General features: G+C 72.8%; 13 protein-coding genes. 2 read left to right on the top strand and 11 right to left on the bottom strand.

All coding sequences use genetic code 11. From position 1 onward, the window contains the following. Nucleotides 1-43: 43 nt before the first annotated feature. The 7 genes from GA0070621_RS17315 to GA0070621_RS17345 form a co-directional block, all read right to left on the bottom strand. On the bottom strand, nucleotides 44-688 hold the full coding sequence (locus GA0070621_RS17315; RefSeq protein WP_091196988.1) for an MOSC domain-containing protein: 645 nt from the start codon (nucleotides 686-688) through the stop codon (nucleotides 44-46). 44 nt (nucleotides 689-732) lie between these two features. After that, nucleotides 733-1,563: a carbohydrate ABC transporter permease gene (locus tag GA0070621_RS17320; protein WP_091196991.1), complete on the bottom strand. Its 831-nt coding sequence runs from the start codon at nucleotides 1,561-1,563 to the stop codon at nucleotides 733-735. Then, nucleotides 1,560-2,549, bottom strand: coding sequence for a carbohydrate ABC transporter permease (locus GA0070621_RS17325; RefSeq protein ID WP_091196993.1), 990 nt, complete (start codon nucleotides 2,547-2,549; stop codon nucleotides 1,560-1,562). Before GA0070621_RS17325 ends, GA0070621_RS17320 begins: the two co-directional genes overlap by 4 nt. Then, nucleotides 2,546-3,838, bottom strand: a complete 1,293-nt coding sequence (locus GA0070621_RS17330) for a sugar ABC transporter substrate-binding protein (RefSeq protein WP_091196996.1) — start codon at nucleotides 3,836-3,838, stop codon at nucleotides 2,546-2,548. The genes GA0070621_RS17325 and GA0070621_RS17330 overlap by 4 nt, the downstream gene beginning before the upstream one ends. Nucleotides 3,839-4,068: 230 nt before the next feature. Continuing rightward, entirely contained in the window at nucleotides 4,069-4,350 is a 282-nt protein-coding gene (locus GA0070621_RS17335; RefSeq protein WP_091196999.1) for a GlsB/YeaQ/YmgE family stress response membrane protein, read from the bottom strand. Nucleotides 4,351-4,578: 228 nt separating this feature from the next. Further along, nucleotides 4,579-6,456: a translation elongation factor 4 gene (gene lepA, locus GA0070621_RS17340; protein ID WP_091197002.1), complete on the bottom strand. Its 1,878-nt coding sequence runs from the start codon at nucleotides 6,454-6,456 to the stop codon at nucleotides 4,579-4,581. A gap of 93 nt (nucleotides 6,457-6,549) precedes the next feature. Continuing rightward, complete coding sequence (locus GA0070621_RS17345; RefSeq protein ID WP_091197003.1) at nucleotides 6,550-7,086, bottom strand: DUF4240 domain-containing protein; 537 nt, start codon at nucleotides 7,084-7,086, stop codon at nucleotides 6,550-6,552. Between the two features lie 90 nt (nucleotides 7,087-7,176). Between GA0070621_RS17345 and GA0070621_RS17350 the strand changes: the two genes are divergently transcribed. Together GA0070621_RS17350 and rpsT are read left to right on the top strand one after the other, a co-directional pair. Beyond that, complete coding sequence (locus tag GA0070621_RS17350) at nucleotides 7,177-8,172, top strand: phosphotransferase family protein (RefSeq protein ID WP_407940350.1); 996 nt, start codon at nucleotides 7,177-7,179, stop codon at nucleotides 8,170-8,172. A gap of 113 nt (nucleotides 8,173-8,285) precedes the next feature. After that, the gene (gene rpsT / locus GA0070621_RS17355; protein ID WP_091197006.1) at nucleotides 8,286-8,552 is read left to right on the top strand and encodes a 30S ribosomal protein S20; all 267 of its coding nucleotides are present in this window, start codon (nucleotides 8,286-8,288) and stop codon (nucleotides 8,550-8,552) included. Between the two features lie 232 nt (nucleotides 8,553-8,784). Here the strand turns inward: rpsT and GA0070621_RS17360 are convergent, their stop codons facing one another. The 4 genes from GA0070621_RS17360 to GA0070621_RS17375 all read right to left on the bottom strand — a co-directional run bounded on the left by GA0070621_RS17360 (nucleotide 8,785) and on the right by GA0070621_RS17375 (nucleotide 13,765). After that, on the bottom strand, nucleotides 8,785-9,255 hold the full coding sequence (locus tag GA0070621_RS17360) for a hypothetical protein (RefSeq protein WP_167667010.1): 471 nt from the start codon (nucleotides 9,253-9,255) through the stop codon (nucleotides 8,785-8,787). Then, nucleotides 9,252-10,232: a DNA polymerase III subunit delta gene (holA, locus tag GA0070621_RS17365; RefSeq protein ID WP_091197009.1), complete on the bottom strand. Its 981-nt coding sequence runs from the start codon at nucleotides 10,230-10,232 to the stop codon at nucleotides 9,252-9,254. The genes GA0070621_RS17360 and holA overlap by 4 nt, the downstream gene beginning before the upstream one ends. Nucleotides 10,233-10,445: 213 nt before the next feature. Continuing rightward, nucleotides 10,446-12,830 (bottom strand): ComEC/Rec2 family competence protein, encoded by a 2,385-nt coding sequence (locus GA0070621_RS17370; protein ID WP_167667011.1) that lies wholly within the window; start codon nucleotides 12,828-12,830, stop codon nucleotides 10,446-10,448. Then, nucleotides 12,827-13,765 (bottom strand): ComEA family DNA-binding protein, encoded by a 939-nt coding sequence (locus GA0070621_RS17375; protein ID WP_091197011.1) that lies wholly within the window; start codon nucleotides 13,763-13,765, stop codon nucleotides 12,827-12,829. Before GA0070621_RS17375 ends, GA0070621_RS17370 begins: the two co-directional genes overlap by 4 nt. Between the last annotated feature and the right edge of the window lie 134 nt (nucleotides 13,766-13,899).

Raw genomic sequence — 13,899 nt, forward strand, 5'->3', positions numbered from 1 at the left:
GGGCCGGCGGCCGGACACGCCTACGTCGGCGGCCGACGCCCGGTCAGCGACCGGCGGCGCCGAGCCGGCGGCGGACCTTCTCCCGCAACGGCTCGGGCAGCTCCGGCACGTCGAGCAGCCGGGGCAGCAGGTCGGGCTCCAGCGTGGTCGCCCGGAACACCTCGCCGACCGTCACCCCGTGCGCCGGGCGGTCCACCACCTCGACCGGGTCGCCGGCACCGACCTCGCCCTCACGCAGCACCCGCAGGTACGCGCCGGGCGCGGCCCGGACGGTGAACCGCTTGACCAGGTCGGGTACGCCCCAGAAGCCGGTAAAGGTGGTGCACGGGGTACGCGGCTTGGTCACCTCCAGCAGGGCGCTGCCCACCGCCCACCGCTCGCCGACGACCGCACCGGTGACATCCACCGCGTACGTGGTGAGGTTCTCGCCGAAGACGCCCGGCCGGATGGCCCGGTCCAGCTCGGTGGCCCACCAGCCGGCGTCCTCCTCGGCGTACGCGTACACGGCCTGGTCGGGGCCGCCGTGGTGGGCCCGCTCGCCGATGAAGTCGCCGGCCACCCCGGCGAACCGGATCGACACCGGGCCGGTGGCCGGCCGCTTGTCGATCCCGCTGCGGCCGCTCGCGTCGCCCGCCCACTCCGCCTCGGTCACCACGCCGATGTTCACCGCCGCCAGCCTGCCCGTCATGACGGCGAGCCTAACCGTGGCCGGGGCGAACGGGCACCCCGTGGTCAGCCCTTGACCGCGCCGGCTACCAGGCCGGAGACCATTCGGCGCTGGACCAGGAGGAAGAAGACGATCACCGGCAGGGTGAACAGCGTCGAGGCGGCCATCACCGAACCCCAGGCGGTGTCGTCCCGCCCGAAGAAGAACGTCATCGCCACCGGCAGGGTGTACTTGTGCTGGTCGTTGATGAAGGTCAACGCGAAGATCAGCTCGTTCCAGGCGGTGATGAAGGAGAAGATGCTGGTGGCGACGAGGCCCGGGGCGACCAGCGGGAAGAGGATCCGGCGGAAGGTCTGGGCCCGGCTGGCGCCGTCGATCGCCGCCGCCTCCTCCAGTTCCTTCGGCACCGCGGCCACGAAGCCGCGCAGCATCCAGACCGCGAACGGCAGCGAGAAGCCCAGGTAGGTGAGGATCAGGCTGGGCAGGGTGTTGTAGAGCCCGAGCCGCTGGATCATCAGGAAGAGCGGGATGACCAGCGCCTCCAGCGGGATCATCTGCACCACCAGCAGCAGGATCAGGAACGTGGTGCGCAGCCGGAACCGGAACCGGGCCACGGCGGTCGCCGCGAGCAGCGCGACCAGCCCGCTGAGCAGCACCGTCGCCACCGCGACCAGCGCGCTGTTGAGGAAGAAGTCGGTGAACGTCACGCCCGGGATCAGGTTCCCGGTGAGGATCTCCCGGTAGTGCGCCAGGGTGGGCTCGGCCGGCACCGGGCGGGGCGTGGCCGAGAAGATCTCCCGGTTGGGCTTGAGCGAGGTGGCGACCATCCAGTAGACCGGGAACGCCGCGAAGAGCGCGACCAGCAGGCCGGCCCCGTTGAGAGCGATCTTCTTCACGCCTCGTCCTCCTGTCGGAGCACCATGCGGACGTACAGGGCGGTCACCGCGAGCAGGATCAGGGTGAGGATGACGGCGATCGACGACCCGAGACCGTACTTGGGCGGCGGCGAGAACGCCTCCGCGTACGAGTAGATCGAGAGCATGAACGTCGACCGGTCCTGGGTGCCGCCGGCCAGCACGAACTGCTGGGTGAAGACCTTGAAGTCCCAGATCGTGGAGAGCACGACGAGGATGCCGAAGACCGGGCGCAGGGTCGGGAAGGTGATCGACCAGAAGACCCGCCACGGCCCGGCCCCGTCCACCCGGGCCGCCTCCTGAAGCTCGCTCGGCACGCTCTTCAGCCCGGCCAGCACGCTCACCGCGATGAACGGGAACGAGTGCCAGACCACCACCAGGGTCAGGATCGCGAAGAAGAGCAGGGGGTCGTTGAACCAGCCGTACCCGGTCCAGTCGCTGCGCCCGAAGAGCGCGGTGGAGAGCCCGTCCGGAAGCTTGTTGAACAGCCAGGTGACCAGACCGCTGGTGTCGTCGAAGATCCACTTCCAGACGATGGTGCCGGTCAGCGCCGGGGTGGCCCAGGCCAGCATCACGCAGCTCGCGACGAAGGTGGCCATCCGCTTGCCGAGCCGGTTGAGCAGCAGCCCGACCAGGGTGCCGAGGACCATCGTGAGCGCGACGTTCGCCATGGCGAAGAGCACGGTGTTGCGCAGCACCGTACGGAAGAACGGGTCGCCGAGGATCTGCGCGTAGTTGGCCAGGCCCACCCACGGCCACTCGCGGTCCCCCCGTAGCTGCCGGACGTTGTCCAGCTTGTAGAAGGACATCATCACGACCTGGCCGAGCGGCCAGAGCAGCAGCACCGCGATGATCGCCAGACAGGGCAGGAGCAACAGGTACGGGAGGCGGTCCACCCGGCGGCGACGCCGCCGCGCGGGGTTCTCCCGCGCGGCGGCCGTGCCGGTGCTCTCGGTCAGTAGGCTCACTTGCTGTTCAAAATGCCTTCCATCTCGGTGGCCGCGTCGGCGGTGGCCTTCTCCACGGTCTTCTGGCCCTTGATGACCGAGCTGTTCATCGCCTGGGTCACCGTCTTGGTCCGGCTGACCTCCACCCACTTCGGGGTGAGCGGGGTCAGCTTGGTGTTCTGCATGGCGGTGGCGAACGCGGCCATCACCTTGTCGTTGGCGTAGGTGCCGCCGCCGACCAGGTCCTGGTAGACCGGGAAGAAGCCGAGGCTGCTGGCGAACTCCTGGTCCTTCTGCTTGCTCAGCAGCACGGTCAGGTAGTCCCAGGCCAGGTCCTGCCGCTTGCTGTCCTTCCACAGGGCGATGTCGGAGCCGCCGGCGAAGGCCGGGGCCGGCTTGCCGTCCGGGCCCGGGATGGGGAAGGTGCCCCACACCTTCTCGATGTCGGGGTTGTCCTTCTTCATCGCGCCGCCCTGCCAGCTGCCGGCGAAGGCCATGGCGGCCCGGCCGGTGGCGAACTGGGTACGGGCGTCGACCTCGTTCCAACCGGCGGCGGCGGGCGGGGCGACCTTGTGCACGGTCACCAGATCGGTCCAGAACTTGACCGCCCGCTGCGCCTCCGGCGTGTTGTAGCCGGACTTCCAGCTGTCGCCCTGCTTGGTGGCGATCTCGGCGCCGGCGGCCCAGAGGAAGGAGTAGAACGGCAGCTCGGAGTTGCCGGGCAGGGCGATGCCGTAGGTGCCGGGCTTCTTGGCCTGGACGGTCTTGGCCGCGGCCACCAGCTCCTCCCAGTTCGTCGGCGGCTGCACGCCGGCCTCGGCGAACCAGTCGGTGCGGTAGTAGACGGCGCGGACGCCGGCGTACCACGGAACGCCGTACTGCTTGCCGTCGAGCTGGGCGTTGCGCACCAGGTCGGGGAGGATGTCCTTGCCCTCGGCCCAGTTGCCGAACCGGTCGGTGACGTCGGCGAGAGCCTCCTGCGCCGCCCAGCCCTGGGTCTCGGTGTTGCCCAGCTCGGTGACGTCCGGCCCCTCACCACCGGCGAGCGCGGCCTGGAACTTCTTCGGCGCCTCGAGCCAGGGAATGTACTGCACCACCACGTCGGTCTCGGGGTGCTTCTTCTTGAACTCGGCCTCGACGCCGTCGAGAAACTTGGTCTGGGCCTCGCCGCCCTCGCCCATCATCCAGACCGTCAGCTTGCTGTTGTCCGCGGCCTTGTCGTCGTCCCCGGAGCCACCGCAGCCGGCCAGGACCATCGCGGCCGAGGCCACGATGGCGGTGACCGGAGCCAGCCGCTTCCACCTGTTCACGCCATATCCCCCTCGCGATGGTTTGGCACTAACCTTCTCCGCCGCACCTTAGTAGGAAAATTTCCTTTACAACAGGGGGTAGCCGTGCCGACCGGGCGTGGCGACGGTATCGCAGCCAGCCATCGATATGGCAGGGGTGTCGGCCAGGCAGATTCGAGCCGCCGGACACCGAGCGGGGCGCCCGACCGCACGGTCGGGCGCCCCGCTTCCGGCGCTTCCGGGGGTGTACGTCAGTAACGTGAGACGCCGCGTCGACGACCCACACCGGACACCAGGGCCACGGCGATGGCCGCCAGCACGACCTGCACCAGCAACTCCATCCAGTCGACACCGGCGGTCTCGGTCGCGATGCCCAGCGCCCGGGCGAGCACGGTGCCGAGCAGCGCGGCGCCCACGCCGATCAGCATGTGCAGCCAGATCGGCATGCTCTGGCGGCCCGGAACGACCAGGCGACCCAGAGCGCCGACGATCAGACCAACGATCAACGCGGTGATGATGCCCGTGACGGTCATGGTCGTCTCCTTCCAAGAAGTTTTCACACGTTCCGTGTGGTTCCTGTCGTGACCGGTAAGTTCCCGAGCCGCGGAAAAACCAAACCGATTCACCCCGTGGCTGTTACCGGCGATCGATGTGCGAACGGGCGTGGAGGGTACGCGGAAACGGCCGACGCCCCGCTCACAGTGACCCGGTTACGGGTCACTGTGGCGGGGCGTCGGCCGTGCGTCGGCGTACCGGAGGGGCTACTTCTTGCCGGCGGGCTTGCCGTCCCCGGTGTCGGAGGAGAGGGCGGCGATGAAGGCCTCCTGGGGCACCTCCACCCGGCCCACCATCTTCATCCGCTTCTTGCCTTCCTTCTGCTTCTCCAGCAGCTTGCGCTTACGGCTGATGTCACCGCCGTAGCACTTGGCGAGCACGTCCTTGCGGATCGCGCGGATCGTCTCCCGGGCGATCACCCGGCTGCCGATGGCGGCCTGGATCGGCACCTCGAACTGCTGGCGCGGGATCAGGGTGCGCAGCTTCGCCGCGATCGTCGTGCCGTAGTTGTACGCCTTGTCCTTGTGCACGATGGCGCTGAACGCGTCCACCGGCTCGCCGTGCAGCAGGATGTCCACCTTGACCAGGTCGGACGACTGCTCGCCGGAGGGCTCGTAGTCGAGCGAGGCGTAGCCCTTGGTACGGCTCTTCAGCTGGTCGAAGAAGTCGAAGATGATCTCCGCGAGGGGAAGGGTGTAGCGCAGTTCCACCCGGTCGGCGGAGAGGTAGTCCATGCCCAGCAGGCTGCCCCGGCGGCCCTGGCACAGCTCCATCACCGCGCCGACGTAGTCGTTCGGGGTGAGCACGGTGGCCCGCACCGTCGGCTCGTACACCTCGGCGATCTTGCCGGTCGGGTACTCGCTCGGGTTGGTGACCACCACCTCCTCGCCGTCCTCCTGGATGGCCCGGTAGACCACGTTCGGCGCGGTGGAGATGAGGTCGAGGTTGAACTCCCGCTCCAGCCGCTCCCGGATGATCTCCAGGTGCAGCAGGCCGAGGAAGCCGCAGCGGAAGCCGAAGCCGAGCGCCCCCGAGGTCTCCGGTTCGTACGTCAGCGCGGCGTCGTTGAGCTTGAGCTTGTCCAGCGCCTCGCGCAGGTTCGGGTAGTCGGACCCGTCGATCGGGTAGAGGCCGGAGTAGACCATCGGCTTCGGGTCCTTGTAGCCGCCGAGCGCCTCGGTGGCCGGCCGGGAGTTGATGGTGACCGTGTCACCGACCCGGGACTGGCGTACGTCCTTCACGCCGGTGATCAGGTAACCCACCTCGCCGACGCCGAGCGCGTCGGCCTTCACCATCTCGGGCGAGATGACGCCGATCTCCAGCAGCTCGTGCACGGCGCCGGTGGACATCATCTTGATCCGGTCCCGGGCCTCGATCTTGCCGTCGATCACCCGGACGTAGGTGACCACGCCCCGGTAGACGTCGTACACCGAGTCGAAGATCATCGCGCGGGCCGGGGCGGCGGCCTCGCCGACCGGCGGCACGAACTGCCGGACGATCTCGTCCAGCAGATGCGACACGCCCTCGCCGGTCTTGCCGGAGACCTTGATGCAGTCCGCCGGGTCGCCGCCGATCAGGTGGGCCAGTTCCTCGGCGTACTTCTCGGGCTGGGCGGCCGGCAGGTCGATCTTGTTGAGCACCGGAATGACGTGCAGATCGTTCTCAAGCGCCAGGTAGAGGTTGGCCAGGGTCTGCGCCTCGATGCCCTGCGCGGCGTCGACCAGCAGGATCGCGCCCTCGCAGGCGGCGAGGGACCGGGACACCTCGTACGTGAAGTCGACGTGGCCCGGGGTGTCGATCATGTTGAGCACGGCGGTCTCGCCGGCCCGGCCGCCCTCCCGGACGGTCCACGGCATGCGGACGGCCTGGCTCTTGATGGTGATGCCGCGCTCGCGCTCGATGTCCATCCGGTCGAGATACTGGGCACGCATCTGCCGGGGATCGACCACGCCGGTGAGCTGCAACATCCGGTCGGCCAGGGTCGACTTCCCGTGGTCGATGTGGGCGATGATGCAGAAGTTCCTGATGCGCGCCGGGTCGGTGGCACCAGGAGCGTTCGCGCCGGGATCGAGCGTCGGTGGCACAGCGGTCCGTTCTGGTCGGCTGACGTGAGCGGGCCGACGCGATGCCGGCCCCCTCTATGCTCCCACGCCGCCCGGGAAGCCGGTCCTCCCCCGTCACTCCTGCGGCGGCTCGACGAAGAGGGCGGCGAGCCGGGGCAGCCGCCGCCGCGCCGCCTCCTCGTCGTCGAAGTCCCAGAAGTCGTTGAGATCGGGCACCGGCACCGGGTCCCGCTCCGCCGGCAGGTCGGTCGCGGTCGCCTTCCGGTGGGCCTCCCAGGGCACCGCCAGCATGTCCTCGCACTCGAACTCCTCGCCGCTGAGCGCGGCGGCCCGGACCCGCGGCAGCTCGGCGAGGGAATCCGGGTCGGCGACCGCCTTCGCGAAGACCGCCCGGCCCTGGGTCATCAGCCAGCCCCGGAAGTACTCGAAGCCGTCGTCGGAGGCGCCCCCGTTGATCAGATACGCCGCGCCCCACAGGTCGACCCGGTAGGAGGCGGCGAGCACCCGCCGCTGGTGGTGGGCGTACCCGACGATCTCCGCCGGGTCCCGCTCGGCGAGCAGAGCGACCGCGCGGGCGGCGACCGCCTCGGGCTCGCTCCCGGCGCCGGCTCGGGCGCGGTCGATCAGCTGCCAGAAGTCGTCGGTCCTCATGGCGTGGCAGTCTCCCACTCCCGGTGCTCACCGCGCGGCGGTCCAGTCACGCCCGGATGCTGCCAGCGGGGTACGACAGTCCGGCCGGGCATCGGGCAGCATGATGGCGTGCCCGAGATCTCCCTGCCCCCGGTGCCGTACGGGGCCACGGCCGTCCGCCCGGCCTGGGCGGAGCTGCCGGCCGGGCTGCGGGACGCGCTCGCGGCCCGGATCGGCGGCCACCCGGTGGCGGTCCGGACCGCCGGTGCCGGCTTCACCCGGGGCTTCGCCGCGCTGCTGACCGGCCCCGCCGGCGACCGGGTCTTCGTGAAGGCGGCGGCGCTGACCGAGCAGCGGCAGCTTGTCGACTGGTACGCCCAGGAGGCCGCGATCCTGGCCCGGCTCCCCGCCGGCCTGCCCGTCCCCCGGCCGCGCTGGGCGCTGACCGAGGCCGGCTGGTACGCGCTCGCCCTGGACGCCGTGGACGGGCGTACGCCCCGGCTGCCCTGGGCGCCGGCCGAGCTGGACGCCGCCCTCGCCACGTACGCCGAGGTGGCCGCCGCGCTGGCCGACCCGCCGGCGGAGCTGGTGGCGCTCGGGCTGCCCCGCCTCGCCGACCTGGCCCGCGACGACATTCTCTGGTGGGGCGAGGTGGCCGCCGGCCGTGAGCCGACGCCGGACCTGCCCGCCTGGGCCCCGCTGGCCGAGCTGGTCGCGCTGGAGTCCCGGCTGCCCGGGTACGCCCTGCACGGCGGGCTGGCCCACGGCGACCTGCGGGTGGACAACATCCTGCTCGACCCGGCGGGGCGGGCGTGGATCTGCGACTGGAACTGGCTCTGCCACGGGCCGGCCTGGTTCGACCTGGCCGGCCTGCTGATCACCGCGTACGCCGGCGGCCTGGACGCGGACGCGGCCTTCGCCAGCCACCCGGCATCGGCCGGCGCTCCGGCCGACGCGCTGGACGTCACCCTCGCCGCGCTGGCCGGGTACTTCCTGACCAGCGCCGCCGCCGGGCCGTCGACCGCCTCCCCGCACCTGCGGGCGCACCAGCGGTGGAGCGGCGAACAGTCGCTCGGTTGGCTGGCCGCCAGACGGGGCTGGGGCTGAGCCGTTTTGGCTCGTCCCGGCCGACCTGGTAACCTGACTTTTCGCGCGGCGATGACGCATGCTCGTCGTGCGCGAAAGCAGACCAACCCGAGCTATCAAGACGAGGCTGTCGCGTGGCGAACATCAAGTCCCAGATCAAGCGCAACCGGCAGAACGAGAAGCGCCGGCTGCGTAACAAGTCGGTCAAGTCGTCGCTGAAGACCGCCATCCGGAAGTTCCACGAGGCTGCGGAGGCCGGCGACACCGAGAAGGCCACCGTTCTCATGCGCGAGGCCGCCCGCAAGCTGGACAAGGCCGCCAGCAAGGGCGTCATCCACGCCAACCAGGCCGCCAACCGGAAGTCGGCGATCGCCCAGCGCGTCGCCTCGTTCTCGGCCTGACGACGAGCAGACCCGACCGGAAGCCCCGGGGTGCCGCCCCGGGCTTCCGGCTGTCGGCGTTCCGGGCCACTGTCCGCGCCGAGCCCTCTTCCGGTCCCGGGAGCGACACCTCCGCGAGCGATATGCCCTGGGACATTCTGCTGCCTCACCGGCATATCGCTTCTGACCGGTAGGTCTCCCGCCGTGCGACCCGCCCGAGAGCTGGCGTCCGGGGGCGCGACCGGCGCGTCCGTCAGCGGAACAGGTCCTCGCGCCCGTCCGGCCAGCGCTCGCCCTCCGGCGAGCGGACCGGATCGCCGGGGCGGGTCGTCCACAGCGCCGGGTCGCCGACGAGGGCCACGCCGGGCAGCGCCCGCGCCGTCGCCGGTACCCGGGCCCGCCCGACCACCGGCTCGATCTGCCGCCGGAAGCGGTCCCGTTCCTGCTCCGGCACCTGCGCCGCGCTGCGGATCACCACCTCGGCGACAAGGTCGTTGAGCTTCACCATCGCCGCCACCACGGCCGGCAACACCACGACCGCCCACCAGCTGACCAGTTCGGCGAGGGCGAGCAGCACGGCGAGCGCCACCGCCCCCTCGAAGAAGAGGAAGCAGAGCACCCCGCCCGGGTTGACGAAGCGCAGCCCGAGCGCCCGGGCGTAGAGCGGCCGGTACCGCTCCTCGGCCGTACGCACGGTCGCCCAGGACCGGACTGGTCGGGTCACCGGGCCCCGCCCTGCCGGGCCGCGGCGACGGAGAACACCGCCCGCTCCAGCGCGTACCCCCGGTCGTCGGCGCCGCCCTTGACGGCCGCGTTGCACTCGGCGGCCGCCCGCATCGCCTCGACCAGCCCCTCCGGGGTCCAACCCCGGCCCTGCCGCTGGGCCCGCTCGATCTTCCACGCCGGCATGCCCAGGCTGCTGGCCAGCTGGTACGGGCTGCCCCGCCCGGCGGAGGCGACCCGGGCCACCGTACGCACGCCGTCGGCGAGCGCGTCGGCGATCGGCACCGGGTCGACGCCGACGTGCAGCGCCCAGCGCAGCGCCTCCAGGGCGGCGGGGACGTCGCCGACCATCGTCGCGTCGGCGACGGTGAAGCCGCTCACCTCCACCCGCCCCCGGTAGTAGCGGGCCACCGTGTCCGCCCCGATCCGCCCGTCGGTGTCGGCGACGAGCTGCGAGCAGGCGGCGGCCAGCTCCCGCAGGTCGGTGCCGACGGCAGCGATCAGCGCCTCGGCCGCGTCCTCGGTGCACTTCCCCCCGCTGCGGCGGATCTCGTCCCGCACGAAGGCGACCCGCTCCCGATGCCCCTTGAGCTTCGCCGCCGGCACCACCGTCGCGCCCGCCGCGCGCAGCCCGTCGGCGAACGCCTTCCCCTTCGCGCCGCCGAGGTGCAGCACCACCAGCTGCACGTCGGGGTCCGGGTTCTTCGCGTACGCCAGCAGCGCGGCGACCAGGTCCTTGCGGGCGTCCTGGCCGGATCGGAGCACGAGCACCCGACGCCCGCCGAACAGCGACGGGCTGAGCATCTCTGCGATCTCCCCCACCACCAGGGAACCGGCCTGGTAGTCGCGGACGTCCACATCCGGGTCGACGCTGCGGGCCCTGGCGACGGCTTCGGTGACCGCGCGCGTGGCGAGCAGTTCCTCGTCGCCGAGAACGAGCAGAATAGGGGGCAGGCTGGCGGGGGTCACGTCGCCCATACTCGCACGGCCTCCGGCCGGATCGTGCCTGCTCATCGGTGACTGTGGCGGCGCAGCCCGCACTCAGCGCAAATCCAGACATTTGAGTCGATCCACCTGCTACCCCAACAAGCCGCCCGCCCTCCGCCGTCCGGGTGCACCGGCCGCGACCGGCCGCCCCCGAACGCGGTCGCCGCCACCCCAGCCGCGTTCACCGTCACCGCCCGGTCGCGCTCACCGTTGCCGCCCCGACCGGACGCCACCGGTCACCACCGCCAGGCCGGAACCGTCGCGTACCGCGGCGAGGTCGCCGTCCGTGTCGGTCCGCAGCACCCGCGCGCCGGCCCGGGTCAGCCGGTCGATCAGGCCCGGATTGGGGTGCCCGTAGTCGTTGTCGGCACCCACGGACACCAGAGCGACGGCTGGCCGGACCGCGGCCAGGAACTCCGGATCCTGGTACGCGGACCCGTGGTGGGCGACCTTCAGCACGTCGGCCCGGACCGCGTCGGGCGGTACGGCGTCCAGTACCGCCCGCTGCTCCTCCGTCTCGGCGTCGCCGGGCAGCAGGATCCGCACCCCGGCCACAGTGGCCGCCAGCACCAGCGAGTTGTTGTTCGGATCCGACCGACTCCCGTGCAGCGGATACGGCGGCCCGAGCACGGTCAGCTCCACTCCCCCGGCCCGCCAGGCCCAGCCCACCGGCACGGCGCGCAGCCCGGCGGCGCCGGCCCGCGCGGCGGCGCGTACCTGGGACGCGCCGGAGGGCGGCTCGGCCAGCTGCGGGGTCACCACGTCCGCCACCCGCCGACCCCGGAACACCCCGGCGATCCCGCCCACGTGGTCGGCGTGGAAGTGGCTGACCACCAGCAACGACACCTCGCGTACGCCGAGCCGACGCAGGCACGCGTCGACCCCGGCCGGTTCCGGCCCGGCGTCCACCACCACCGCCCGCCCGGCGGCGACCGGCAGCACGACCGCGTCACCCTGCCCCACCGAGCAGGCCACGATCACCCAGCCCGGTGGCGGCCAGCCGGCGGCCAGCAACCGGACGGGGAGCGTACCGAGCACCACCGCCGCCGTACAGACCGCGACGAGCCGCCGGAGCAGCCGGCGCCGGGCGGCGAGCAGCAGCGCCACGCTGACAGCGGTCAGCAGCAGCGCGCCGGTCACCCCGCCCGGCCAGGGCAGCGTCCCGGCGGGCAGTCGCGCCCCGTGCCGGGCGACGACCACCAGCCACCAGGCCGGCCAACTGCCCAGCCAGGCGGCGAACTCCGCACCCGTCGGCCAGACCGGCGAGGCGACGGCCGCGATCACGCCCAGCACGGTGGCGGGCGCGACCGCCGGTGCCACCAGCAGGTTCGCCGGCACCGCCACCAGGCTCACCGTCCCCGAGAGACCGGCGATCACCGGACCGCAGGCGAGTTGGGCGGCGGCCGGCACCGCCAGCGCCTCGGCCAACCCCGGCGGTACGCCCCGTCGGCGCAGCGCGTCCCGCCAGCCTGGGGCGAACAGCAGCAGCCCGGCCGTGGCACACACGGAGAGCGTGAACCCCGGGTCCCCGGCCAGATCGGGGTCGACCAGCACCAGCACGGTCACCGCGGCGGCGAGCGCGGGCAGCGCGGCCCGGGGACGCCCCGCGGCGAGCGCGGCCAGCCCGATCGCCCCCATCGCGGCGGCACGGACCACGCTCGGGGACGGCCGGACCAGGATGACGAACCCGATCAGGGCGACCACGCAGAGGGCGGCGGCCGTCCAGGGACCGGCCCGAGCCCAGCGGGCGAGCAGCAGCACCGCGCCGACCACGATCGCCACGTTGGAGCCGGACACCGCGTTCAGGTGGGTCATGCCGGTGGTGCGGAAGTCCTCCTCCACCGTCGGCGGCAGCCGGCTGGTGTCCCCCACGACCAGGCCGGGCAGCAGGCCACCCTGCTCATCAGGAAGCGGCTCGCAGGCGCGTTGCAGCCCGGCCCGCAGGACGCCGGCGGCCCGCTGCGGCCACGGCGGCACGCCGTGGCGGGTCGGCGGAGTCGTCACCGAGAGCACCGCGGCGGTCAGGTCCCCGCCCCGTGGGGCCGACAGCCGTCCCCGGGCGGTCGCCCGCTGCCCCGGCAGCAGCGTCCGCCAGGCCGGATCGGTCGCCAGCACCAGGGCGCGCACCGACCCGTTCACCCGCTGACCGGTGGAGTCGGTGAGGCGTACCAGGTCGGCGCGGAGGAGCACGCTGCTCGGCCGGCCGGCGGCACCCCGGATCGGGCGCGGATCGTCCCGGACCACCAGCTCGGCGGTGACCTGGGCACGTTCGTCGACGAGAGCCCGCACCGGGGCGGCGTCGCGCACGGCCACCCGGGCGGCGGTGGCGGTCGCCCCGCAGACCACCCCGAGCAGCACGGCGACCGCTGTCCAGCCGTACCGACGGGCGGGAGCGGCCGGACGGCCAAGCAGGCCGCCCAGGTGGAGGCCGAGCACGGCGGCCAGGCCGGCGGCGACGGCGGCGAGCGTGGCCATCGCCGTCGCGCTCTGGTGCAGACCGGCCAGGGCGGCGAGCCAGGCCGCCACGGCCAGCCCGGCCAGCCGCAGGTCGGGGGCCTCGCGGGGGTGGGTCTCGGTCGCGGGGATCACACGGTCACCAGGTCCTTGAGCCGCTCGTACCGGGTGTCGCCGATCCCTTCGACCTGGCGGAGGTCGGAGACCGACCGGAACCCGCCGTGACGCTCGCGGTGGTCGAGGATCCGCTGGGCGAGCACCGGGCCGACGCCGGGCAGCGCGTCGAGCTGGGCCACGGTGGCCGTGTTCAGGTTGACCAGGCCGGCCGGGGCGCCGGCACCCGCCGCCGGGTCGGCCGGGGGCTGCCCGGGTTGGCCCGGTTGTCCGGCCTGGCCGGGCGGGGCGGCCACGCCGACGAGGATCAGCTCACCGTCGGTGACCTTTCGGGCCGGGTTGAGCAGGGCCACGTCCACGCCGGGCAGCGCGCCGCCGGCCGCCTCGACGGCGTCGGCGACCCGGGCGCCGGCCGGCAGTCGGACCAGGCCGGGTCGGCGTACCTTGCCGGCGACCGCGACCACCACCTCACCGCTCGCTCCGGACGGTGCGGCCGGGGACGGTTGCGTCCCGTCGGATGCGGCGACCGTCGCGACCGGCCGGACCGGCTCGGCCCGCGGCCGGGACCGCCAGGCCCAGATCCCGGCGACGAGCACCACGACGGCGGCGACGACGGCCAGCGCCCGGACCCCTCGCCGGCCGGGATCGAAGGCGCCCGGACCGGGCAGCCGGGACAGTCGGCCGGTGCGCGGCGACTCCTGCTCGGTACCGTCAGCGAGGGCGGCCTCGGCGAGCCCGGTCGCAAGCGGCACCGGAGCGTCCGACTCCACCAGCGCGGAGCGCGACGCGGGCGGCACGATCCCGTCGGGCTCGCCCGGCACGGGACGCGGCCCGGCGTCGCGCCGGGGCGTTGCCGGGACCTGATCGAAGGTCGGCCGGGCCGGCTCGTGGCGCGATCTCGGCTCGAACAGCCGGGACAGCCGCCGTCGCACCGCGCTCTCCTCGTCGTCTGACACGGCGCGAGGCTAGGCCCGACCAGTGGTGGCGCTCAGGTCCGGAGGATCGTCCTGTGTACGGAGCGCGTCCCTGTGGACAAACGCCTGATCATGCCCATGGTGTGCTACGAGGCGAGGGGGACCGGGCGGAATCG

The organism is Micromonospora narathiwatensis (assembly GCF_900089605.1).
Taxonomy (GTDB): Bacteria; Actinomycetota; Actinomycetes; order Mycobacteriales; family Micromonosporaceae; genus Micromonospora; species Micromonospora narathiwatensis.

Bases quoted from the DNA above. Each gene is read 5' to 3' on its own strand.
- holA (WP_091197009.1), bottom strand. From the start codon at position 10,232: ATGGGCGACGTGACCCCCGCCAGCCTGCCCCCTATTCTGCTCGTTCTC.
- GA0070621_RS17345 (WP_091197003.1), bottom strand. From the start codon at position 7,086: ATGAGGACCGACGACTTCTGGCAGCTGATCGACCGCGCCCGAGCCGGC.
- GA0070621_RS17335 (WP_091196999.1), bottom strand. From the start codon at position 4,350: ATGACCGTCACGGGCATCATCACCGCGTTGATCGTTGGTCTGATCGTC.
- GA0070621_RS17315 (WP_091196988.1), bottom strand. From the start codon at position 688: ATGACGGGCAGGCTGGCGGCGGTGAACATCGGCGTGGTGACCGAGGCG.